This is a genomic window from Albidovulum sp., from assembly GCF_008933605.1.
Taxonomy (GTDB): Bacteria; Pseudomonadota; Alphaproteobacteria; order Rhodobacterales; family Rhodobacteraceae; genus Albidovulum.
The window spans coordinates 38,844-61,603 of the sequence record NZ_WBUS01000003.1; the positions used below are offsets into that span (position 1 = coordinate 38,844).

The 22,760-nt window shown below is 69.0% G+C and carries 23 protein-coding genes; 14 read left to right on the plus strand and 9 right to left on the minus strand.

Annotated elements, in window-relative coordinates; translation table 11 throughout:
• Window positions 1-3: 3 nt before the first annotated feature.
• Window positions 4-1,746 carry a right-handed parallel beta-helix repeat-containing protein gene (locus tag F9K34_RS00885; protein ID WP_291334579.1) on the minus strand — a complete coding sequence of 581 codons (1,743 nt, stop codon included), beginning with the start codon at window positions 1,744-1,746 and terminating at the stop codon, window positions 4-6.
• Window positions 1,747-2,153: 407 nt separating this feature from the next.
• On the opposite strand from F9K34_RS00885, the gene F9K34_RS00890 reads away from it, so the two are divergent.
• On the plus strand, window positions 2,154-2,414 hold the full coding sequence (locus tag F9K34_RS00890) for a spike base protein, RCAP_Rcc01079 family (protein ID WP_291334580.1): 261 nt from the start codon (window positions 2,154-2,156) through the stop codon (window positions 2,412-2,414).
• Window positions 2,415-2,487: 73 nt separating this feature from the next.
• On the opposite strand, the gene F9K34_RS00895 is transcribed toward F9K34_RS00890, so the two are convergent.
• From F9K34_RS00895 to F9K34_RS00905, 3 genes are all read right to left on the minus strand, one after another.
• The gene (locus F9K34_RS00895) at window positions 2,488-4,731 is read right to left on the minus strand and encodes a hypothetical protein (protein ID WP_291334581.1); all 2,244 of its coding nucleotides are present in this window, start codon (window positions 4,729-4,731) and stop codon (window positions 2,488-2,490) included.
• Window positions 4,732-4,957: 226 nt separating this feature from the next.
• Window positions 4,958-5,659 (minus strand): SGNH/GDSL hydrolase family protein, encoded by a 702-nt coding sequence (locus F9K34_RS00900; RefSeq protein ID WP_291334582.1) that lies wholly within the window; start codon window positions 5,657-5,659, stop codon window positions 4,958-4,960.
• 4 nt (window positions 5,660-5,663) lie between these two features.
• On the minus strand, window positions 5,664-6,173 hold the full coding sequence (locus F9K34_RS00905; RefSeq protein ID WP_291334583.1) for an acyltransferase: 510 nt from the start codon (window positions 6,171-6,173) through the stop codon (window positions 5,664-5,666).
• Window positions 6,174-6,551: 378 nt separating this feature from the next.
• On the opposite strand from F9K34_RS00905, the gene F9K34_RS00910 reads away from it, so the two are divergent.
• Window positions 6,552-7,625, plus strand: coding sequence for a glycosyltransferase family 4 protein (locus F9K34_RS00910; protein ID WP_291334584.1), 1,074 nt, complete (start codon window positions 6,552-6,554; stop codon window positions 7,623-7,625).
• Here F9K34_RS00910 and trhO read toward each other — a convergent pair.
• Window positions 7,562-8,533 carry an oxygen-dependent tRNA uridine(34) hydroxylase TrhO gene (trhO, locus tag F9K34_RS00915; protein ID WP_291334585.1) on the minus strand — a complete coding sequence of 324 codons (972 nt, stop codon included), beginning with the start codon at window positions 8,531-8,533 and terminating at the stop codon, window positions 7,562-7,564. The genes F9K34_RS00910 and trhO overlap by 64 nt on opposite strands.
• Window positions 8,534-8,633: 100 nt before the next feature.
• Here trhO and pncA point away from each other — a divergent pair, with 100 nt between their 5' ends.
• Genes pncA through F9K34_RS00930 form a run of 3 tightly spaced genes read left to right on the plus strand, consistent with a single transcriptional unit; the run spans window position 8,634 to window position 11,688 of the window.
• Window positions 8,634-9,242, plus strand: a complete 609-nt coding sequence (pncA, locus tag F9K34_RS00920) for a bifunctional nicotinamidase/pyrazinamidase (RefSeq protein WP_291334586.1) — start codon at window positions 8,634-8,636, stop codon at window positions 9,240-9,242.
• Window positions 9,243-10,535, plus strand: coding sequence for a nicotinate phosphoribosyltransferase (gene pncB / locus F9K34_RS00925; protein ID WP_291334587.1), 1,293 nt, complete (start codon window positions 9,243-9,245; stop codon window positions 10,533-10,535).
• Window positions 10,536-10,566: 31 nt separating this feature from the next.
• Window positions 10,567-11,688, plus strand: a complete 1,122-nt coding sequence (locus tag F9K34_RS00930) for a P1 family peptidase (protein WP_291334588.1) — start codon at window positions 10,567-10,569, stop codon at window positions 11,686-11,688.
• A 117-nt stretch (window positions 11,689-11,805) separates the two neighbouring features.
• Here F9K34_RS00930 and F9K34_RS00935 read toward each other — a convergent pair whose 3' ends face one another.
• A complete protein-coding gene (locus tag F9K34_RS00935) occupies window positions 11,806-13,218 on the minus strand; it encodes a M20 family metallopeptidase (protein ID WP_291334589.1) in 1,413 nt (470 codons plus the stop codon).
• Window positions 13,219-13,346: 128 nt separating this feature from the next.
• On the opposite strand from F9K34_RS00935, the gene F9K34_RS00940 reads away from it, so the two are divergent.
• Window positions 13,347-13,982 (plus strand): TetR/AcrR family transcriptional regulator, encoded by a 636-nt coding sequence (locus F9K34_RS00940; protein WP_291334590.1) that lies wholly within the window; start codon window positions 13,347-13,349, stop codon window positions 13,980-13,982.
• Window positions 13,979-15,169 carry a pyridoxal phosphate-dependent aminotransferase gene (locus F9K34_RS00945; protein ID WP_291334591.1) on the plus strand — a complete coding sequence of 397 codons (1,191 nt, stop codon included), beginning with the start codon at window positions 13,979-13,981 and terminating at the stop codon, window positions 15,167-15,169. Before F9K34_RS00940 ends, F9K34_RS00945 begins: the two co-directional genes overlap by 4 nt.
• A 6-nt stretch (window positions 15,170-15,175) precedes the next feature.
• On the opposite strand, the gene F9K34_RS00950 is transcribed toward F9K34_RS00945, so the two are convergent.
• Window positions 15,176-16,042, minus strand: coding sequence for an LOG family protein (locus tag F9K34_RS00950; protein ID WP_291334592.1), 867 nt, complete (start codon window positions 16,040-16,042; stop codon window positions 15,176-15,178).
• A gap of 165 nt (window positions 16,043-16,207) precedes the next feature.
• On the opposite strand from F9K34_RS00950, the gene dapD reads away from it, so the two are divergent.
• A complete protein-coding gene (gene dapD, locus F9K34_RS00955) occupies window positions 16,208-17,035 on the plus strand; it encodes a 2,3,4,5-tetrahydropyridine-2,6-dicarboxylate N-succinyltransferase (RefSeq protein ID WP_291334593.1) in 828 nt (275 codons plus the stop codon).
• Between the two features lie 11 nt (window positions 17,036-17,046).
• Entirely contained in the window at window positions 17,047-17,478 is a 432-nt protein-coding gene (locus F9K34_RS00960) for a GlcG/HbpS family heme-binding protein (RefSeq protein WP_291334594.1), read from the plus strand.
• A 9-nt stretch (window positions 17,479-17,487) separates the two neighbouring features.
• Here F9K34_RS00960 and F9K34_RS00965 read toward each other — a convergent pair whose 3' ends face one another.
• Window positions 17,488-18,906, minus strand: a complete 1,419-nt coding sequence (locus F9K34_RS00965) for a hypothetical protein (protein ID WP_291334595.1) — start codon at window positions 18,904-18,906, stop codon at window positions 17,488-17,490.
• A 177-nt stretch (window positions 18,907-19,083) separates the two neighbouring features.
• Here F9K34_RS00965 and F9K34_RS00970 point away from each other — a divergent pair, with 177 nt between their 5' ends.
• The 5 genes from F9K34_RS00970 to F9K34_RS00990 all read left to right on the plus strand — a co-directional run bounded on the left by F9K34_RS00970 (window position 19,084) and on the right by F9K34_RS00990 (window position 22,082).
• Entirely contained in the window at window positions 19,084-19,419 is a 336-nt protein-coding gene (locus F9K34_RS00970) for a hypothetical protein (protein WP_291334596.1), read from the plus strand.
• An 87-nt stretch (window positions 19,420-19,506) separates the two neighbouring features.
• Window positions 19,507-20,412, plus strand: a complete 906-nt coding sequence (trxA, locus tag F9K34_RS00975; RefSeq protein WP_291334597.1) for a thioredoxin — start codon at window positions 19,507-19,509, stop codon at window positions 20,410-20,412.
• Between the two features lie 45 nt (window positions 20,413-20,457).
• Window positions 20,458-21,096: an LON peptidase substrate-binding domain-containing protein gene (locus F9K34_RS00980; protein ID WP_291334598.1), complete on the plus strand. Its 639-nt coding sequence runs from the start codon at window positions 20,458-20,460 to the stop codon at window positions 21,094-21,096.
• 26 nt (window positions 21,097-21,122) lie between these two features.
• Complete coding sequence (locus F9K34_RS00985) at window positions 21,123-21,275, plus strand: Trm112 family protein (RefSeq protein ID WP_291334604.1); 153 nt, start codon at window positions 21,123-21,125, stop codon at window positions 21,273-21,275.
• An 18-nt stretch (window positions 21,276-21,293) separates the two neighbouring features.
• Entirely contained in the window at window positions 21,294-22,082 is a 789-nt protein-coding gene (locus F9K34_RS00990; protein ID WP_291334599.1) for a hypothetical protein, read from the plus strand.
• Between the two features lie 11 nt (window positions 22,083-22,093).
• Here the strand turns inward: F9K34_RS00990 and F9K34_RS00995 are convergent.
• On the minus strand, window positions 22,094-22,760 hold a 667-nt coding region (locus F9K34_RS00995), incomplete at its 5' end, for an FAD-dependent monooxygenase (RefSeq protein ID WP_291334600.1).

A 22,760-nucleotide genomic window follows, 5' to 3' on the forward strand; every position in this document is an offset into this window, starting at 1 on the left:
GGATCAGAAGTTCTCGTAGGCCCCGGCGTCCGGCGCCTTGCCCTTCGGCCGCGCCGCGCCGACGATGTCGTCCTTCGGAGCGAGTGCGGCCGCGCCAGCGTCCACGCCCTTCGACCCGGACCGAAGGTTGAAATCCTGCTGACTCAGTCCGGCGAATTCCGCCGAGGCACTGGTGACGACCACGTTGTTGGCCGCGACGATGCCTTTGGTTGGGTCCGCCTTCACCTTCATCGACGTGGTCATGTTGTTGGCCACGGTCATGTTCAGCGATGGCCGGCCGTCGCGGTTTCCCGAAACCCGGATCCAGGGATAGACACCCGCCGTTCCGAAGGCGTGGATCACCGTGTTGTTGACGATCTGGCTGTTCTGGCCGCCGGCGATCGTGATGCCGTGGTAGGCAGTCGTCGAGACCACGTTGTTGCGGATCACGAAGTTGTCGTATACGCCGGCAAACAGGCTGATGCCTTGCAGCTTGCAGGCGATCGGGCTGCGGGTTCCCACGAATTCGAAGATCTTGTTGTCCTCGATGATGAGGTTCCGCAGCGTTCCGGTGCCCACCTTGCCCGTGGGGCCGTTCGTCCAGGCCTGGAACGCGTCGGTATGGCTCGCGTTCACCTGGTGACAGTTCTGCACCTTGTTGCCGCGCACGACGGAGTTGTCGCCCAATGCCCGCATCCCGTCGCCAGAGAAGCCGTCGACGATGTTCGCTTCCAGAAGGGCGTTCTTGCCCAGCATGATGATGCCGTTGAAGATTCCCGTGACCCGGCTGCGAGCCACCGTGATGTTGGGCCCGTCGACCTGGAAACCGGTGCGCTGGTAGTTGTTCCAGTCGGTCGCCGTCCAGCTCGAATAGTTGCCGGCCGTCGCGATGCCGCGCACGTCGAGGCCGGTGAAGGCGATGTTGCTGGCACTCGAGTAGGTGCGGACGAGCGCGCCGTTGCCGGCGTTCGACGATCTCGGCCAGACCTTGAGCCCCTGGATGTGGACGTTCGACGAGTTCATGACCAGCACCGAGTCGGCGTGGGCCACCGCGCCGGCAGCCGGAGCGATCGTCACGGTCGAGGTGAACTTCTTGTCCCGCACCAGGATCTGGCCGTGATAGCCGTCAAGCAGGAAGATCCGGTCCCCGCCGGTGACCTTGCCAGACGACATCAGGGAACCGAAGTTCTTCCAGATCTGGGCGCCGGGGGGCACGGCCGCGCCGGTCGTGGTCGCCGGGGCGACCAGGGTCGTCGTGGGCGCCGTGGTCGTCGGCGCCGTGGTCGTGGTTGTGGTCGTCGTGGGTGACGTGGTCACGGGCGAAGTCGTTGTCCCGGTGGTATCGGCGGATGTATCGGTCGATGCCGTCGCGGATTCCCCGAATGTCGCGGACTCCGCCGTCGTCCCCTCCGAGCCGATGTCGTCCCCGCCTTCGCTCAGGCCCGCGTCGCCCGAAGAGGCCACCTCGGCATTGCCATCGCTCCCGCTCATCTCGGGGGCCGCGGGCACCGCCTCGCCATCGGATGTACCAACTTCGGGCAACGTCTCCTCGGAGCCCTTCTCCTTCCGGGCCTTGACCCACTTGCCGATCCGCTCCGATTGCTTGGCAAGGACCTGGACCGGCGGAACGACGGCGGCAGGTGTGCCGTCCCCGCTTGACTGGAGCGAGATGACGGCGAGCGGCGTCCCCGAGACCGCACCGGGCGTGATCGCCTGGACGAAGTAATCGGCTGCAAGCGCCTGCGATCCTGCGAGCGCAGTACTCATCCCCAACAACGCGAGTGAGCGCGCAAGTTTCATTAGCCTGTTCCCTTGATCGAGAGTGTGTCGATGCATTCAACAATGCGGGACAACGTGGCGAAGATGCGGCGCAAATCGCGTCGTCCTGTGTCAAAGGTCCTGAATTGGCGGGTTTCCGTTAAGTAAGTTTTGACCAAAACGGCGCGAATCCGCCGAAATCGGAATCATCGGGGCGGCAAGGTGAAACAGTACTCACCGTACGGTTGCGTGCAGCGTTCTTAACCAGGCCAATCTCATTGTTGCCAAGTCGGAAGGTGGCCGCATCGGCCACTTTTCCGCCTTGGCGACAGAGACCATGCCTCCGGACGGCCGGGAAGGGAGCGGTCCTGCCCGGCTCCCGCCACTCGGGGCAGATGGTCGTACAGGAGACAGAGATGGACAAGTTTTCCGACTATCCCACGAGCCTGACGGCGCCGGCGCGCGATGCCGCCGCGATCGTTCCCAGCGACGCGGCCGATCTCGCGGTCCTGCCGCGTGCGCTTTTCATCGGTCAGACCGGCGACGTCGCGGCGCGTCTGGCCGGCGGCCAGACGGTCCTTTTCCGGAACGTTCAGGCTGGCAGCGTCCTGCCCGTGCGCGTTGCGCGACTGAACGCGACCGGCACGACGGCGACCGATATCGTCGCGCTCTGGTAAATCGGCGCCGGGCCGTTGCGAGAAACCCAAGACAGGGGCCCGTCGGGCCCCTGTTGCGTTTCATGCACTCTCTTCACGTCGCGTTCGCGCCGAGTTTCCAGGGGTCCGCATTGGCAAGCGATGCCGGCCCCGCGATGCTCTTGTAGGGCATCGTCGCGGGCGCGTCGCCAGAACCGGTCGCGGCGAACCAGGCGCGCAGTGTTTCCGCGGTGCCGACGAATTGCAAGGTCGCGTTGTTGCGCGCGAGGAAACCGATGGCCCGGTTGCTGGCGAAGAAACCCGTTCCGGCGACGGAGAAGGGCAGCGTCGCGATGAGCACACCGTTAAGTTGCACCCGGCAGACCTGTGCGGCGTGATCGGCGGAGCAGACAAGGTCGTACCAGATGCCGCCACCCAGCCCGGCGGAGACGAGCGCATTGTTGAGTACTTTGACCGCCGCGCTGTCGCGGATGTTCACTCTCAGGCTGCCGTTGTTGAGCACCTCGACATCGAAGCTCCCGCCCGACTGCGCGAACAGGATGTAGCTGCCCGTCGGCGGCAACGCTGCGAGACGGAAGCGGGCGGAGAATGTGATCTGCGTCGTGCCTGCGGGCACGTTCGCCGGGTCGAGGAAATAGGGGCCGGTCGACGTGGCCGCAAAAGGCTGCGCGGCGGCGGGCAGCGTGTTGGTGAGCGCGGCGGCGGACGGAAGGGGCGTCACCGGGATGCCATCCACCCCAGCCGCGCCGATAGTGACGATGGGCAGGTTCTTCCAGATGGCCGCAAGATAATCCTCGGGGAACGCGATCATTCCCGTTGCGCCACCCTCGCCGTACTGGATCGAGTCGGCATAGATGAAGGCGCCGGCATTGGGGAAGATCCGCACCCGACCGGCGACAATCTGGGTATTGCGTGCCGGCGCGCCGTTGACCTGGAAGCCGATGACCTCCGTCCAGTGCGGCTGACCGGAGCCGAGCGCCGGTTCCCCGCGCGCGCGCCGCGTGGTCGTGACCGGCCCGGCGGACGACCACACCTCCACCCAGGCGCCCGTCGGCTCCCAGAGCGACTGGTCGAAGGCCGGTACGGCCCAGGTCGAAAGCCCGGCCGAGCGCAGGATCGCGTGCGCCGTCAACCGGGCCCATGCTTGAATCCCGTCGGGCGTGTTTCCGGCCGGGTGCGAGAAGTCGGTCCACCCGCCGGCGCCGTCGTCAAAGCCGTTGACGTAGGTGACGGGCTCCACCGCAGCAGGCAGGAACATGGTCGCCGCCGGCAGCGCCAGCATCGCCCGCCAGCTCTGCCGCGCGGCCTGCTTGTTGGCGAGGTTGCTCTGCACCGCGCCGCCCAGCAGATGCGTGGCATCCTGCATCTCGGCATCGATGTCGAAGCGATGCGGGCCATAGGGCACCCAGCGCGTCCGCGTGTAGTCGTAGAGCTCTCCGAACCAGTGATCGGCATGATAGCTCAGTCCCGCACCGTAGCTGATCGTCGCCGGGAACGTGACCGTTGCGCCCGCGATGGTCTTGCCCGAGAAGAGCGGGAACATCGCCTCGCCATAGGCCGAGCCGAGGCTCCCGGGGGCGGCGAACCAGGACATGGCGGCAAGGCCGACGTGCTGGCCATCGGCGGTGGCGAAGTCATGCAGCGCCTTGTCGGCGGCCCAGGACCGGCCTGGATTGGTGTCGTCCACCAGTTCGCGGGGATCGGTGCCGGGTACCGTATGGAAGATCACGGCGAATTTCTCGCCCGGCCGCTCCGCGATCAGTGTCGCCGCGAGCGCCGCCGCGCCGGCAGCCAGCGGCGCGGCATTCGTCACGAAGTGCCGCAGCGGCGTCGCGGCCGCGCCATGGAGGATCTGGACTGCCTCGGGGTCGTCGACCGCGGGCGGCGTGGTGGTGTTGTGGAAGGCGGAGATGATGCGGTCCGGCTCCGACTGGCCCCAGATGGCGATCACGTGCCCCACCCCGAAACGATGCGCACCCTGCGCCGCCACGGAGGGTTGCGCCTTGAGCCGGGCTTCGGGCCGAAACCACGAGGCACTGCGGGGCACCGTGATCGTGCCCGACCAGACGCCGCTCGGGTCGGCCGTGGCGAGATCCGCCCAGGCCGTGGTGGTCGCGCCGCCGTCGTCGAGCGACACCGCCCGCGCCTGCACCACCTCGCCCGCCGTGGAGGTGCCCGATAGCGGGATGTCGGCCTCGGCAAGCCCGACGCCCGCCCCGCTGTCGAAGACCACCCGGTCGGCGCTGAAGCCCGTGAGCGTGACCGAGCCGAGGTTCGGCGCCGGGGGCGAATCGCCAACTCGTCTCTGGTCGATAGTGAGGGCGGAAAGCGTGATCATGGTCTTGTTCCCGTCTTGCGGGACGGCGCCACCCCCACGCCGGTCGGCATCGGTCCGGGCCGCGCTCGTCCGGTGGCGTCTGAGCCGCCACGGGACTGGTGGCCCGTGCCAGAGCGGCGCGGGGGCCCGTCCACGTCCGTGCCGGCAGGTTGCCCCGAGGGGATATCATTCTCCGCCGGGGCGTTGCCGTGCAGCGGGTCGCATCGCGCGGGCACGAAGGCGGAAATTAAGGTGGGCAGTCCCGCCCGAAGATCCGCGCGACGGTGTCGGCCAGCGGTCGCGAGTAGAGCCGGGCCTCGAGCGCCGGATCCGGGTGGAGCCCGTCCGCGAGACCGTCGCGCCCCGGATCGCCGTTACGCCAACGCGCGGTGCCATCGAAGAGGCTCACGCCCTCCTCGGCGGCGAGCTGCACGTATAGATCGCCATAGGCCATGAGCTTCGGCCGCTTCAGCCGTTGAAGTCCGGTGACCGGGTTCGTCGTCAGAAGCACGACGGCGATCCCCGCGTGGCGCGCCCTGAGCGCGTGGATGATCTCCCGATGGTTCTGCAGGCTCGCCGCCTGCGCGACCCCGTCGATCATGTCCGCGTCGTTGATGGCGAATTCTATGAGCGCGAGATGGATGGGCCCTGCTCCCTCGGATCCGAGCATCGCCAGCCCTTCGGCGGAATTCGCGCCCGGCCGTGCCCGAACGATCACGCTGGCCGCGCCGAAGCCGCATCCGGCAAGCCTGGCCTCGAGCTCCGCCGGCCAGAGCGCACGCGCCGTCAGGCTGGTGCCGAAGGCGACACCGGCAATATGCTCGGGCGCGGGACCTGTCGCCCGCACGATCCGGTCGCGCGGCGCCTCGGGCCCCGGCGCCTGCCGAAACACTACCGCCGCCGCAAGGAGCGTGAGGAGGAGACCGGTCAGGACGGCCGCACGGGCCATCGGCTCACGTCAGCCCCTGTTCGGCCAGCGCGCTCTCGGTGGCGTCCGCGGTCAGGAATCGCCCGTAGGGGCCGACCTCGATCCCCGACCGGATCACCTTTGCCGGGTTGCCCGCGACGATCGACCGGGGCGGCACGGACTTCGTCACCACCGACCCCGCGCCCACCACGCAGTTGTCGCCGATCTCCACACCTGGAAGGATGAGGCTGCATCCGCCGATGAAGCAGTTGGCCCCGATTCGCGTGTGAAGGTAGAGCCCGCGCGTACGGTCGTGGGTCAGGATGCGGGTGTCGAAGGCGATGTAGCTCATCGGTCCGATGTGGATGCCGATCGGGAAGGTCCGGTCGAATTTCGCCGACAGCGAGAACTGCGCGGTGGGATGGATGTCCATGCCCCAGGCGCGGCGATACCAGAGCCGCTTCGCGTCGACGATGAGGTTGCGCAGGCCGGAAAGCCTGTTCAGCCCGCGCCGCCGCGCCTTCTTCATCGGCTGTCCGCCCCCCGAATTGTCCATCCTGTCATCCTTCCCGCCTTGCTCCTCGGCGCGAGCATATCGGGGCCGTCCCCGCTCCAGAAGAGGGCGCGGCGGTCGCCGCATGCGTGAAGCGCGATGGCCGGCCATCCTGTCGCCATTTCGGCAACATTCGGCGCCTGCGGATCGCATCAACGCTTGTGCAGGCGGTGCATGGCCTCGGACCGGCAAACGCACTTTGCAAGCGTCTCCTTCAGGCGTAAGGCTCTAGCGTGTTCTCCCGAAGGTTGCCTGCCCGTGTCCGTCACTGCCCCGCGCCAGTTCGTCCTGCCGGAAAAGCCGAAGGCGCCTCCCTCGGTCCGGGTTGTCCCCGCGAGGCCGATTCGCGCGCTCATGAGCAACCCTTGCGAGACAGTGGGCGTGGGCCGCACCTGCCGGTCGATCCTCGCCGCCTCGATCGCCGCCGGCTACCGCGCCGATCTCGTCACCGCCCGCTTCGACGGCGAGGTCCCGCCGGGTCTTGTCGTGCGCGACGGTCGGCCGCGCTTCGTCCGGCACCTGCCCTTCGGCCGTCGGATCGCGGACGGGCTGTTGCACCGCCGCTATCTCGAAACCGTCGGCGAAGGCGACATCGCCTATCTCTGGCCTTCGGTGCCGGTCTCCGTCTACGAACGGCTCGCTCGGCGCGGTGTGACCATCGTCACCGAATCCGTCAACACCCGGATGGCGGTGGCCAAGCCGCTTCTGGATGCCGCCTACGACGCCCTCGGCCTGCCGCCCGCCCATGGCATCACCGACCTCAGGATCGCGATCCAGAACCTCCGCCAGATCCTCTGCAGCGCGATCTTCGCCCCCAGCCCGGCGGCCGAGCACGCCTTCGCGGGCACACCCGTCGCCAGCCGCGTCATCCCGACAAGCTACGGCACCTGGGTGCCGGCCACCCTGCCGGACCGTCCCGTGCGCGTCCCGGGCGCCCCCGTGACCTTCGTCTTCGTGGGCTCGGTCTGTGTCCGCAAGGGTGCACATCTCCTGCTCGAAGCCTGGCGCCGTCCGCCCCCGGGAGCACGTCTGAGGCTTCTTGGCGCGGTGGAGCCTGCGATCCGCAGCTGCTTCGCCGACGTGCTCGATGGCGAGACCGTTTCGGCCGTGGGCTTCAGCAATGACGTCGCCCAAGAACTTCTGCGGGCCGACGTGGCGGTCCTGCCCTCGCTGGAGGAAGGCGACCCGATCTCGACCTACGAGGCAGCGGCCCATGGCCTGCCCGTCCTCGCCTCTGCGGCCGGGGCGGGACGGATCGGGGCCGAGACTGGCGCCCTCGAGATCGTCGATCCGTCCGACATCGCGGCCTTCCGCGATCGACTTGCGGCCTATGCCGCCGACGAAGACCTGCGGCGCGCGCGCGGCGCCGTCGCCCGCGTTGCGGCGCTCGGCTACGACTGGTCGCGCGTCGGCCCGGACCGGTTCGACAAGCTCTTCGCCTTCCTCGGCCGGTGACCGGCCTCCGGCCCGAAATGCGGGGTACCCCGCGTCTCGGACAGCGCCACCTGGCGCTGGCGCTCGCGGAAGCGCGCGCGGTCCGCGTTCGTGAACTCGTGGCGACACGAGGGGCAGGAGACACCCTCCTCGAAATCCCGATGCGCGCGGTCCGCCGCCGCGAAGGGCCGTCGGCAGGCGCGGCACAACCCGTGGCCGGTGGCCGTCAGACCGTGGCCCACGCTCACCCGCTCGTCGAAGACGAAGCAGCCGCCCTGCCAGAGGCTCTCCGCTTCCGGAATTTCCTCCAGATACTTCAGGATTCCGCCCTTGAGGTGGAAGACCTCCGCGACGCCCTCCCGCAAGAGGAAGCTCGTGGATTTCTCGCAGCGGATGCCGCCGGTGCAGAACATGGCCACGCGCCGGTTGCCGAACCGGGTGGCGTTCGCGCGCCACCACGACGGGAAGTCGCGGAAGCTCGCGGTGCCAGGATCGACTGCGCCGCGAAAACTGCCGATCGCCACCTCGTAGGCATTGCGCGTGTCGATGACGGCGACATCCTCGGCCGTGATCAGCGCGTTCCAGTGAGCCGGCTCGACGAGGCGTCCGACGGCGCGGGTGGGATCCACGCCCGCGACACCCATCGTCACGATCTCGCGCTTCAGCCGCACCTTCATCCGGCCGAAGGGCATGGCCCGGGTTGTGCTTTCCTTCGCCTCGATTCCGGCGCAGCCCGGCAGCGCGCGGACATGGGCCAAAACCGCATCGATCCCCTCACGCGGGCCCGCGATGGTGCCGTTGATCCCTTCCCGGGCGAGGAGGAGCGAGCCGCGCACCCCGGCCGCCTCGCAGGCGGCGAGCAGGGGCGCCCGCAGAGCGGCCGGGTCGGGAAAGGGCGTGAAGCGGTAAAGTGCAGCGACAATTAGCATGCGCCCGCTCATAGTCGCGCCACCGGGTCCGGGGCAACCCCGCCATTGACCTGAGGCCGGACGCATCCTAGCAACGGAAAACCCTTGCGAGAGGTGAAAGATGCGCGACGCGACCCATGCCCTCATCGTCATCGACGTGCAGAACGACTTCTGCCCGGGCGGTGCGCTCGCGGTCGCGGGCGGCGACGAGATCATCCCCCGCGTCAACGCCCTGATGGCCGAGTTTGCGGTGAAGGTCCTGACCCAGGACTGGCACCCGGCGGATCACGCCTCCTTCGCCGCGAACCACCCCGGCGCCCAGCCCTTCACGCTGGCCGAGATGCCGTATGGGCCGCAGGTTCTCTGGCCAGCTCACTGCGTCCAGGGCACGACGGGCGCGGCCTTCCACCCCGCGCTTGCCACCGACCCGGCCGACCTCGTGATCCGCAAGGGCTTCCGTGCCGCCATAGACAGCTACTCCGCCTTCTTCGAGAACGACCACCGGACGCCGACCGGCCTCGAAGGATACCTGCGCACGCGCGGCGCGACCCGACTCACCCTCGTCGGCCTCGCAACCGATTTCTGCGTCGCCTATTCCGCCGTCGACGCCGCACGGCTCGGCTTCGAGGTGACGGTGCTTGAAGGCGCCTGCCGCGCCATCGACCTTGACGGCTCGCTCGCGAAGGCGCGCGCCGACATGCGTGCCGCCGGCGTGCGGCTGGAGGCGTGAATGGTCGATATCGCCACCCGTGTCTATAACCACAACTGGAAGATCGACCCGATCGTCCGGTCGCTGATCGACACCGATTTCTACAAGCTCCTGATGTGCCAGTCGGTACTGCGGAACCGGCCCGACACGACCGTCACCTTCAGCCTGATCAACCGCACGACGCGGATCCCGCTCGCCCGGGTCATCGACGAGGGGGAGCTCAGGGAACAGCTCGACCACGTCCGCTCGCTCAAGCTGACCCGGGGCGAGTCGACCTGGCTTCGCGGCAACACCTTCTACGGCAAGCGGCAGATGTTCTCGTCCAGCTTCATGGAATGGTTCGAGGCGCTGCGCCTGCCACCCTATCACCTCGAACGCCGCGGCGATCAGTTCGAGCTCACCTTCGAGGGCAAGTGGCCGGAGGTGATGCTCTGGGAAATCCCCGCACTCGCCGTGCTGATGGAACTGCGGTCCCGCGCCGTCCTTGCCACCATGGGCAAGTTCGAGCTTCAGGTGCTCTACGCCCGCGCGATGACGCGGCTCTGGGAGAAGATCGAGCGCCTGCGCCGGATCGAGGGGCTGAAGATCGCCGATTTCGGCACGCGGCGGCGGCATTCCTTCCTCTGGCAGGACTGGGCCGTGCAGGCGATGATCGAGGGTCTTGGCGATGCCTTCATCGGCACATCGAACTGCCGGATCGCCATGCGTCGCGACATCGAGGCCATCGGCACGAACGCGCATGAACTGCCGATGGTCCTCGCCGCCCTCGCCGACACCGATGAAGAACTGCGCGAGGCGCCCTACAAGGTCCTCGCGGACTGGCACGAAGAGCATTCCGGTAACCTCCGCATCATCCTGCCCGACACCTACGGCACCGAGGGCTTCCTCAGGAACGCACCCGACTGGCTCGCCGGCTGGACGGGGGTGCGGATCGACTCCGGCGATCCCTTCGTCGGCGCCGAGACCGCGATCGATTGGTGGAAGGACCGTGGCGAGGATCCGACGAAGAAGCTCGTGATCTTTTCCGACGGGCTAGACGTGGAACTGATCGAGGCGCTGCACGCGCGCTTTGCCGGGCGGGTGAAGGTCTCCTTCGGCTGGGGCACGCTGCTTACCAACGATTTCCGCGGCTTCGCGCCGAACGACGGGCTCGCGCCCTTCAGCCTCGTCTGCAAGGCCGTGAGCGCGAACGGCCGGCCGACCGTGAAGCTCTCGGACAATCCCAACAAGGCGACCGGTCCTGCCGATGAGATCGCGCGCTACAAGCGGGTCTTCGGCGTCGGCGAACAGAAAAGCATCGAGGTGGTCGTCTGATCCCTGTCGGGACGCCACAGGGAGGTCACGCATGACGGATCCGCATCGCTCTACACCGTCCGGAAAGCCCCGCGCCCGCGGCCTCGGCCTTGTGGTCGAGGGCATGCCGGGCCCATGGAACGCCATCACCGACGTCCCGGGCGTCGCGGTCGGCTACACGACATTGATCGCGGGGCAGGGGCCGCTTGTCGTCGGGCAGGGACCGGTCCGCACCGGCGTCACCGCGATCCTGCCCCGCCCGGTGGAGGATGTGCAGGCGCCGGTCTTCGCCGGCTTCCACAGCTTCAACGGCAATGGAGAGCTGACGGGCGTCCACTACATCGCCGAGGCCGGCAAGTTCGCGCTGCCGGTCACAATCACCAACACTCATTCCTGCGGGCTGACGCGCGACGCCACGATCCGCTGGGCCGTCCGCCGCTTCGCCGGCCGCTTCGACGAGGATTTCGCGCTGCCGGTCGCGGCCGAGACATATGACGGATTCCTGAACGACATCAACGGCTTCCATGTCCGGGAGGATCACGTTTTCGCCGCCATCGACGGCGCCGTCGCGGGGCCCGTCGAGGAAGGCAGCGTCGGCGGCGGGACGGGCATGAAGTGCTTCGGCTTCAAGGCCGGCTCCGGCACCGCCTCGCGGCGCGTGACCCACGGCGGGACCGGCTACACGCTCGGGGCCTTCGTGCAGGCGAACTTCGGCGCGCGGGGCGATCTCACCGTGCTCGGCCGGCGGATCGGCAGTGCCTTCGACGCCGTGCCGATGCGCCGCGCGACGCCTGACCGGGACCTCTCCTCGATCATAGCGGTGATCGCCACCGACGCGCCCTTCCTGCCGCACCAGCTCCGCCGGATCGCCCAGCGGGCGACGGTGGGCGTTGCGCGGATGGGGGGCTTTGGCCGGCACGGCTCGGGCGACATCTTTCTCGCCTTTTCCACCGCGAACCGGGCGATCATGGGCGGCGCGGGCGAGGCGCTCCTGACGGCGGCATGGGTGCCGGACGAACAGATCGACGCCTTTTTCGAGGCGGCCGCGCAGGCGGTGGAGGAGGCGATCCTGAACGCCATGGTCGCGAACGCGGACATGGAGGGACGCGACGGCAACTTCGTTCCCGCCATCCCGCATGACCGTTTGCGCGAGGCGCTGGGCCTCTCCGCCTAGGGCCTCGCCGGGGCGGTCCTGCTGCGGCAAGGGGCGCGGCATGGCACCCCTACCTCCCCTCCCCCTTGTGGGGAAGGGAGGGGGAGGGTGCTGGCCCGCAATCGCCGCCGGAAACCCTCAGCCCCGCGCCGGGATCGGCGGGCTCACCTCGGGCGGAAGCGGGCAGCGGTAGGGCTCGCGCGTCAGATGCGCCGCGTGCTCGGCCTTCGCCGCGGCCAGGAGGTCGGGCCGCGTGAAAAGGTCGCGCCCCGTCGCCGCCATGACCTTCGCGGCATGGACCATCCCCTTGTGCGCCGCCGGCATCTTTCCCTGCGCCGTCAGCTGCCAGGAATGGAACGGCGTGCCGATGGCGCAGGTCGCGACCCAGGCCTGAACCGTCGGCACCGCCCAGCTGACGTCGCCCACGTCGGTCGAGCCGAGCGAGGCGCCGGCGCCCGCGTCGAGCGGCACGACGAAGTCGCAGAGTGCCAGGCCCCGCTCGACCGGCCGCCCCAGCTGGCGGAACGTGTCGGCGATATGCTCCTCGGTCAGCGTCGCGCGGATGGCCTCCGCGAAGGGCAGGTCCTCGGCGTCGAAATCCACCGGACCCAGACGCTCCATGTTCGCCTGCATCGCCTCTTCCAGAACCCGGTTTCCAAGAAGGTCCGACACGGCGGAAACCACCCGCGTCTCCACCCGCGTCTCGGTCATCATGGCGGCGCCCTCGGCGATCTTGCGAACCCGCTCCACCAGCGCGTTGAGGTCCCTGAGCCGCCGGGTGCGGACGAGCTGGCGCACTGTCGCCTTCGCCGGCACCACGTTCGGCGCCGTGCCGCCGGCGTCGAGATAGGCGTAGTGGATCCGCGCGCCCGGCGGCATGTGCTCGCGCAGGTAATTCACGCCCACGTTCATCAGTTCCACCGCGTCGAGCGCGGAACGCCCCAGTTCCGGCGCCCCGGCCGCGTGGGCGGCACGGCCGAGGAAGGTGAAGTCGATCCGCGTGTTGGCCAGCGAATTGGCGTGGAAGACGCCGGTGTAGTCCGCCGGATGCCAGCTGATCGCCGCGTCCACATCGTCGAAGAGGCCCGCGCGCACCATGAAGGTCTTCGCGGCCCCGCCCTCCTCGGCGGGGCAGCCGTAGTAGCGCACCCGGCCGGGTGTTCGCGTCTCGGCAAGCCAGTCCCTGAGCGCGACGGCGGCCATCAGTGCCGCCGTGCCGAGCAGGTTGTGGCCGCAGCCGTGGCCGAACCGTCCCAGCGGCCGCTCTTCCGCCACACCCGGCTCCTGCCCCAGCTCCGGCAGGGCATCGTACTCTCCGAGGATCGCGATCACAGGGCCTCCGGTCCCCCACTCTCCCATGACTGCCGTCGGGATGCCCGCGAGGTCCCGGGTGATCCGGGCGCCCATGGCCTCGAGCATCGCCGCATGGGCCGCGCAGCTTTCGGTTTCGGTATAGGCGACCTCCGGCGTGTCGAAGACCCGATCGGCAAGGCCGATGAACGCCTCCCTGTGGCGCTCCGCGATATCCCAGATACGGTCGGTGTTCTGCATCCCTGCCTCCGTCGCTCCCGCGTCAGATTGCCCGCCCCGCGTGGCGGAGGCCAGAGGCGAAATCCCTTGCGAGTCCGCGCACTCCGGTGAATAATACGATTGTATAATTCACCGGAGTGCCAGGAGCCATGACCGCCGACCGCCGCAAGTTCACGCGCGAGGAGCCCGAGACCCGGCGCGCCGACCTCATCGCGGCGGTTCTCGACCTCATGGCGGAGGCCGGGCCGGCAGAGACGACCGTGCGCGCCATCGCCGATGCGGCGGGGCTCTCGCCCGGCATGATCCGGCATCACTTCACCTCGAAGGAGGACTTGGTGAACGCCGCCTACGAAGCGCACATGGCCCGCCAGATCGCGGATTCCGAACGCGCGCTCGGCGCCGGCAACGCCCGCGAGCGGCTTCGCCGTTTCGTTTCTGCCTCGCTGACGCCGCCCGTCGTCGATCCGCGCGCGGTGTCGCTCTGGGCGGCGTTCCTGCACATGGTCCGCCGCGATCCGGCGATGCGGGCGACGCACGAGGCGACCTACCTCGCCTACCGCGACCGGCTTCAGGGGCTGATAGCTGCAGCCCTTGCCGAAGCCGGCCGGATCGCGGGGCGCGCGGAACTCCGACGCCTCGCCATTGCCTGCAACGCCGTCATCGACGGACTCTGGCTCGAGGCCGGGGTGCTGCCCGAAGCCTTCGTGGCGGGCGAGATCGAGACCCTCGGCCTCGTCTCGGTGGGCGCCCTGCTCGGCCTCGACCTCGCGGGGGGCGCCGCATGAGGTATTCCCCGGTGCTCGACCGCCTCGCCGGTCTCGGCTCGGCGAAGTGGGCGGTGCACTACGCTGCCGCCGACTTCGCCGCCCGCGGCCGCGACGTGATCGACCTGACGATCGGCAATCCCGACGTGGCAGCGCCGGACGATCTCCTTGAGTGCGCCGTCGCCGCCATGCGCGCGGGTCGCACCCAGTACTCCACCGGCCGCGGCGAGCCCGCCCTTCGCGCGGCGCTTGCGGCGCGCTACGCCGCCCGTGCGGGTCGCCCGGTCTCGCCCGATCAGGTGCTCTGCTTCCCCGGCACGCAGACCGCGCTCTACGCCGTTCTCATGGGGCTGGCGGAACCCGGCGGCGAGGTGCTGGTCGGTGACCCGATGTATGCCACCTACGAGGCCGTGATCCGGGCGGGCGGCGCGCTGCCCGTCCCGGTGCCGCTGCGCGCCGAAAGGGGCTTCCGGATCTCGGCCGAGGACCTCTCCGCCCGAGTCACGCCGCGCAGCCGCGCCATTCTCCTCAACACGCCGCACAACCCCACCGGGGCAGTGCTGACCCCGGCCGACCTCGCAGCCATCGGCGACGTCGCCCGCGCCCACGACCTCTGGATCGTCTCCGACGAAGTCTACGAGGAACTGGTGTTCGACGGTACGCCCTTTGCCTCGCCCTTCGACCGGACGGAGCTTGCCGACCGCACGGTCGCCGTCTCGTCGATCTCGAAATCCCACGCGGCCCCCGGCTTTCGCTCCGGCTGGGCGGTCTGTTCCGCCGACTGCGCCGGTCGCCTGCTGCCGCTCTCGGAAACCATGCTTTTCGGCAACCAGCCCTTCATCGCCGACATGACGGCCGAGGCCATCGCCGCGCCCTCGGCCGTCGCCGCCGGGATGCGTGCGCGCTTCGCCGCCCGCGCCCGCTACCTCGCCGACCGGCTCGCGCAGGAAACCGCACTCTCTGTCCACCGGCCCGAAGCGGGGATGTTCGCGCTCGTCGAGGTCTCCGCGACGGGGCGGGACGACTCCGCCTACGCGATGGACCTGCTGGAGGCGACCGGCGTCGCGGTCATGCCCGGCACTTCCTTCGGCGAAAGCCTCGCCGGCTGGGTGCGCGTCGCGCTCACCGTGGATGACGCGCGTTTCCGGACCGCGGTCGACCGGATCGTCACCTACTCGGCGGCGCCGAAGGCGCGGGCGCGCGCCTGACCGGCTTCAGCAGCCGGGCTCGAAGGCATCAATGATCGCCGCCGCCTCGTCCGCCGTCTCGACATAGCGGAAAAGCGTCAGATCCTCGGGCGAGATCGTGCCGGCCTCTGCGAGGGCCTGCCAGTTGATCACCCGCTCCCAGAAATCGCGGCCGAAAAGCAGGAAGGGCACGGGCCGCATCCGCCCGGTCTGGATCAGGGTCAGGCTCTCGAACATCTCGTCGAGGGTGCCGAAGCCGCCGGGGAAGATGCAGATGGCCCGCGCGCGCATCAGGAAATGCATCTTGCGGATCGCGAAGTAGTGGAAGTTGAAGCAGAGGTCGGGCGTCACATAGGCGTTCGGCGCCTGTTCGTGCGGCAGCACGATGTTGAGGCCGATGGAATGGCCGCCCGCGTCGGCCGCGCCGCGGTTCCCCGCCTCCATGATCCCCGGCCCGCCGCCCGTCACGATCACATTCTCGCGGCCGTAGCTCTCAAGGCTGCGCTCGGTCATCAGGCGTGCGAGCTTGCGCGCCTCGTCGTACCAGCCGGCGAGCCGCGCCGCGCCGCGCGCGGCCTCGGACTGCGCGCCCGCAGCCGTCTCGATCACCGGCGCCTCGACCTGCGCCGCGGTGCCGCTCGGGTCCGGGATGCGCGCGCTGCCCATCAGAACGATGGTCGATTCGATCCCGCGCTCGTCCATGATCATCTGAGGCTTGAGAAGCTCGAGCTGCAGCCGCACCGGCCTCAGCTCCTCGCGCATCATGAAATCGGCATCCGTGAAGGCCAGCCGGTAGGCCGGCGCGCGCGTCTGGGGCGTGTCCGGGATGCGTGCGAAGGTTTCCACGTCGTCGTGGCTGTCGCGGAACGGATGGCTCCTCGCATCGTCTTTCATATGTCGTCCTGCTCTCTGCATGCCCCAGAAGTAACCCGCCCGGGGCTTTTCGGCCAGCATCGCAGCGCGCAATGGCGAAACTGTGACGGGGGGCAGCGCATTGCCTCGCGCGGCCGCGCGTCCTATAGGGCAGGGGTCGCAGGACCGTCAGAGGGGGACCGCCGGATGCAGCATGCCGAACTCGAAGCCGCGATCGAATCCGCCTGGGAGGCGCGCGACAGCATCACGCCGGCGACGAAGGGCGAGGCGCGCGAGGCGATCGGCGCGACGCTCGCGGCGCTCGACAGCGGCAAGCTGCGCGTCGCCGAGCGGCAGCCGGATGGGCAGTGGCGGGTCAACCAGTGGGCGAAGAAGGCCGTGCTCCTCGGTTTCCGCCTCAAGGACATGGCGCAGCAGACCGGCGGGCCGCAGGGCAGTTCCTGGTGGGACAAGGTGGACTCGAAGTTCGCCGGCTGGGGCGATGCCGAATGGAAGGCCGCCGGCTTCCGCGCCGTGCCGAACTGCATCGTCCGCAAGTCGGCCTACATCGCGCCGGGCGTGGTGCTCATGCCCTCCTTCGTCAACCTCGGTGCCTATGTCGATGCGGGCACGATGGTGGACACCTGGGCCACCGTCGGCTCCTGCGCCCAGATCGGCAAGAACGTCCACCTCTCCGGCGGCGTCGGCATCGGCGGCGTGCTCGAACCGATGCAGGCGGGTCCCACGATCATCGAGGACAACTGCTTCATCGGCGCGCGCTCGGAGGTCGTCGAAGGCTGCATCGTCCGCGAAGGCTCCGTCCTCGGCATGGGGGTCTTCATCGGCAAGTCCACGAAGATCGTCGACCGGGAAACCGGCGCGGTGACCTATGGCGAGGTTCCGGCGGGCTCCGTCGTCGTCGCGGGCTCGATGCCCTCGAAGGGCGGCATCAATCTCTACTGTGCCGTCATCGTGAAGCGGGTCGACGCGCAGACCCGGTCCAAGACCTCGATCAACGAACTTCTCCGGGACTGAGGGGGCAGGCCATGACCGCACTGACGCTGGCGAAAGCACAGACCATCGTGGCGGCCGCGCTCGCCCATGCGCGGACCGCGGGCTTCAAGCCCCTCAGCATCGCCGTCCTCGACTCGCGCGGCGCCCTCGTCGCGGCGGCCAGCGAGGACGGCACCAGCCTGAAGCGGTTCGAAATCGCGCTCGGCAAGGCGCGGGGCGCCGTCGCGCTCGGCCTCGGCTCGCGCGCCATCGGCCAGATGGCGATCGACCGGCCGCATTTCTTCACAGGCGCCGTCCACGCCGTGGGCGGAGAGATGGTCCCGGTCGCGGGCGGCGTGCTGATCCGCGCCGCCGACGGGATGCTGCTCGGTGCGGCGGGTGTCTCGGGCGATACCTCCGACAACGACGAGGCGGCGGGTTCTGCCGGCATCGCCGCGGCCGGGTTCACCGCCGATGGCGGCTAAGGCGGCGCGTCAGTTGAACCAAAGGAAGTATCCGAGCGGCCCGGCTTCCAGCATGTTGAGGATGCCCCCGACGGTGTCCTGCGACACCGTATCACCGTCCTCCAGATAGGGCAGCACCGACGTCCCTTGGGCGATCAGGATCGGATCGAGCGTCGGCGGCTCGTCGAAGAACCGGCGCAGGTTCACGCCCCGCCCCTCGGCGAAGCGCCAGTGCGGCAGAAGCGTGCGCCCCTCCAGCAAGGCCTCCAGTTCGTCCAGAAACCGCCTCCAGCCGTAGACGACGACATCGTTCACCCTCAGGTTCGGCAGCAGCGACGTCTGCTTCGGGCCGGGCAGCCACTCGCGGTTGTCGTCCGTCTCGGCCTCGATGCGCCGCCAGTTCTCGCGGCTGAGCGCGACCATCGCCAGAAGGTGTTCGCGCGCCTCGCCCATCCGCTCCGGCTCCACGACCGGCCAGTGCATCAGGTGGACGAAGACGCCCAGATCGACCAGGCCGGCGATCCGGACCGCGAAGGACTGCTCTTCCCAACGTGCCCGCGCCATGCCCTCGGGCGTGTCGCGCCAGTCCCGGTACCTCTCCCACCAGTCTCCCGTGTAGTCGCCGACATCGAATTGTGGCGGCTCCGGGCCAAGCTGCGCCAGCAGCCGCTTTTCCTCGTCCACCAGCCCCGACGACGGCAGCCGAGTCGCGGGGAAGGCGTCGTGGAAGGTCATCTCGAGCGCCTCGTGCCAGTCATATGCCAGAGGAATGTCGGCGACCGCGCTCAAAAGGTGGCAGTAGGCCTGCAGCCAGGGCACCTCGCTCTGATCGATCCCCATCGGCGCGACCTTGCCCGCGGCGGCCAGCCGGCCCCATTCCCGGCCCTCTTCGGAAAAGTCGGCCCCCGTTACGGCGAGGTAGAGCGCCGCGATCGACCCCTCCGCGTCGCCCGCCCCGTCGCCGTCCATGTCGAGCCGGATCGCGGGGACCCGCAGCGGCAGGTCGAAATCCTTGGCCGGCGCCGCCGCCAACGTAGCCTCGGCCACGGCCAGATCGGCGGTGAACTCCACGAGCAGGGCGCGCAACCCCGCGTAGGTCACGGGCTCGGGCGCGGGGTTCGTCGGCACCGGGATGCGCAGGAACGGCAGGCCATCGCCGAGGACGATCTCCGAGGGGTTGCCGTAGCTGTTGGCAAGGCCGTAGCGGTGCAAGCCCTGGCCCAGCCCCTCAACCGCGCCGAGGAACTCCGCCAGCCCCAGCGCGAAATGCGCCGCTGCGTCCTCGGGCGCGGCGGCGATGCGCTCCGCCGCAAGCCGTTCGGCCGCGTCCCGCTTGCCCTCAACCAGAAGCGCGTCGAAATCGCCGGCGAAATCGGCGAGCGCCATGGTCGGCGCCAGCGCCAGGATCGCCGATCGCACCGAATTCGTCAGAATGGCCCTGACGCCCATGCTGATCACTCCTCTTTGCCGATCGAGCATCCCGCCCGGCGGAGTGGCCGTCATTGACCCGGGTCAACCGCAGCGACCGGCCGCGACGGGATGGCCTCCGCCCAGTGACATCGCCCCGGCCCGCCGCTTGACTTCGCGCCGCGCGAGGCCCACCACGGCGGACGGGAGGATCCCGGAATGACCGAAACGCCCCGCCGCAGCCCGCGCCCGCAGCAGGTCTACACGCTTCTTGTCGAAGTCGGGCGGAAGGCCGGCGACGGGCTGCCGGCCAAGGCCACCGGCGCCGCGATCATGGTCTATGCCTCCGGCGTGGACGAGGACGAGGCCGTGCGCGAGGCGGTGGCGATCCTCAAGCAAGCCGACTTGGCGCCGCTCGACGTCACCGGTTACGGCACCGCCGAGGAGCGCGAGGCCGAGGGCCACGAGATCGCGCCCGAGGAACGCGCGTTGATGGACCGGGCGCTGGCCGAGAATGCGGTGATCGTTGCCGAGGTGACGCCGTTCTTCGACTGAGCCGCCCGCGCGTCTCCGCCACACCCCCTTGGCCTCGGCGCCCTTCGCGCGCATATAGGGGGCAACCAGCCATTCAAGGGGGCAGACATGCTCGAATTCGGCCAGAAGACCGGCGCGCCCGCCGGCGACCTCGTCCGCGACGTGACCGAGGCGGATTTCATGGCGGAGGTGATCGAGGCGAGCCGCGAGGTGCCCGTGATCGTCGACTTCTGGGCGCCGTGGTGCGGACCCTGCAAGACGCTCGGGCCCGCGCTCGAATCCGCCGTCCAGGCCGCGCGCGGCAAGGTCCGCATGGCCAAGGTCAACGTTGACGAGAACCAGACGATCGCGGCGCAACTGCGCATCCAGTCGATCCCGACGGTCTACGCCTTCTGGCAGGGCAAGCCGGTGGACGGCTTCCAGGGCGCGATTCCGCCGTCGCAGATCAAGACCTTCGTCGAGAAGCTCGCGGGCCTCGCCGGCGACGGCGGGCTGGCCGAGGCGCTCGACGCGGCCGAGGATATGCTCGCGCAGGGGGCGGCCGTGGATGCCGCCGAGACCTTCGCCGCGATCCTCGGGGAGGAGCCGGAGAACGCCCGCGCCTATGGTGGTCTCGTGCGAGCCCATCTCGCGCTCGGCCAGACCGACCAGGCCGAGGGGCTCTTGGCCGCCGCGCCCGCCGCCATCGCCGGCTCGGCGGAGGTTGAAGCGGCCCGGGCCCAGATCGCGCTGTCGCGCCAGGCGGCCAGCGCAGGCCCGGTCGCCGAACTGCTCGACCGCGTGCTGGCGCACCCCGACGATCATCAGGCCCGCTTCGACCTCGCGCTCGCTCTTCATGCCGCGGGCAAGGTCGAGGGCGCCGTCGAGGAACTCCTCGAGCTCTTCCGCCGCGACCGCGACTGGAACGACGGCGCGGCCAGGAAGCAGCTCTTCACCATCTTCGACGCGCTGAAGCCCAACGACCCGATCGTGCTGAAGGGCCGGCGCAAGCTCTCCTCGCTGCTCTTCGCCTGATGCGGCGACCTTGCGGACGGTGACGCGCGGATCAGGATCACGGCCATGAGGATCAAGGGCGACCTGCCGGACAAGATCCCGCTCTTCCCCCTGCCGGGGGCGCTCCTGTTGCCGCGCGCGCGCCTGCCGCTGCAGATCTTCGAGCCGCGCTACCTCGCCATGCTCGAGGACGTGCTGAAGACGCCGCACCGGCTCATCGGGATGATCCAGCCGCGCCCCGGCCCGGACGGCCAGCCGCGCCTCGCCGCCATCGGTTCCGCCGGCCGGGTCACCGCGTTGTCGGAAACCGACGACGGCCGCTACATGATCACCCTCTCCGGTGTCTCGCGCTTCCGCCTCCTGCGCGAGATTTCGGGCTTCGCCCCCTATCTCTCCGCCGAGGTCCGCTGGGACGGGTTCGAGCGCGACCGCGCCGGCCCGGAGGATGACCCCGGCTTCGACCGCGAGAGCTTCCTCCAGCTCCTGCGCCGCTACTTCGAGGCCGAACAGCTCTCGACCGACTGGGAAAGCCTGCGCGAGGCGGCCGACGAGCTTCTCGTCAACTCGCTCGCCATGCTCTGCCCCTTCGAGCCCGAGGACAAGCAGGCGCTGCTGGAGGCGCCCTCGCTCCAGACCCGGCGCGAGACGCTGGTGACTCTGATGGAATTCGCGCTCCGCTCCGGCGGCGAGGAGGTGGTGCATTGACCGAGGGGATCACGCCCGACCGGCGGATGCTGGAGGCGCTCGTCTGCCCGCTGACCCAGGCGCCGCTGAGCTACGACGCCGAGCGGCAGGAACTCGTCTCCAGACCCGCCAAGCTCGCCTACCCGATCCGCGACGGCATCCCGGTGATGCTCGCCGACGAGGCGCGGAAGCTGGAGTGAGGGGGCGGGGGCCGTGACTTGACGAACGCGCTTGTTGATTTCTGGTCCGGGTTCCAACGCGGCGAAGCCCCGCATGTTCACCCGGACGATGAAGAGTTTCTCCGAAAGATTGGGAAAACGCTGCCGCAAGTCGAGGCGCGGAATTTCCACAGCTTCATTCGCGGCAATGACTTCGGGAAACGAGATGGTCGCCTTCATGTGTCGCTACTTCCCGCGCCTTATCTGGGCGATCTTGAGCGCGCGGACATCTTCGTGCTGCTCCTGAACCCCGGTGTCGCGCCACATAGCTACCTTGAGCAGACCGACAGACGATACCTCCGGATGTGGGAAAACACAGTGCGTCAGCGTCTCGCGGGCGAAGAGTTTCCCAACCACAGCATTGACCCACGGAATGCCTGGAGCGGTGCATACCACTGGTGGGAAAAGAAGTTCAGGTCGATTGCAGCGAAGCTCGTCGAAACGAAAGCGCAACCCAATTATTATTCCGCTCTGCGAGAAATCTCACGACGCGTGGCTGCGATAGAACTGTGCCCCTACCATTCGGTTTCCCGCCCGGATTTGGGTCTCATCGGGCAACTTCCCTCAACGGACGCGGCGAGAAAATTTTTGAAGCAAGACTTGCTGCCGAGGGCTAGAGAGGCGCGCGCGATCATTCTGGTCACAAGATCAAGCAAACACTGGAGTGACTGCTTCCCGGGCAATCGGGACGGGGTGTACGTCTACGACCAAGGCCAAGCCAGATCGGCGTCCTTTTCTCACAAATTTGATGGAAAGGCGCCAATCGAGCAAAGGCTTTGTCCGCCGTAACCGGCGACCCGCTAAAGCCCCACCCCCCGCAGGAGCTTCGGCGGCGTTCCGGCGATTCCGGCGGCCTGCCGGATGAAGCCGCGCTTCAGGGACGGGATCGCGCCGACGACGCCCAGCCCGAGGTCGCGCACCGCGCGTAGAAGCGGATTGTCGTTGGAAAAGAGCCGGTTGACCGCATCCATCCCGAGCGCAAGTGCCGTCGAGTCGAAGCGCCGCCAGCTCTGGTAGCGGGCAAGCACGTCCTCCGCGCCGATGTCCTCGCCGCGCCGGTGCGCCTCCACCAGCACCTCGGCCAGGGCGCCCACGTCGCGGAACCCGAGGTTCAGCCCCTGCCCGGCGATGGGGTGGACGCCGTGCGCCGCGTCGCCGACGAGCGCCACGCGCGGCGCCACGTAGGCATTGGCGAGCGTGAGGTTGAGCGGATAGCTGAATCGCGGCCCGGCAAGCTCGATCCGCCCGAGGAAATCGCCGAAACGGGGCCGCAGCAGGTCAAGGAAATCCGCGTCGCTCAGGGCCGCGATGGCCTTCGCCTCGGCCTCCCGCTCGCTCCAGACGATCGACGACCGGTTGCCCTTCAGCGGCAGGATGGCGAGCGGGCCCGAGGCCATGAAGAACTGGTGCGCGATGCCCCCGTGCGGCCGTTCGTGCGCCACCGCACAGACGAGCGCGGTCTGGCCG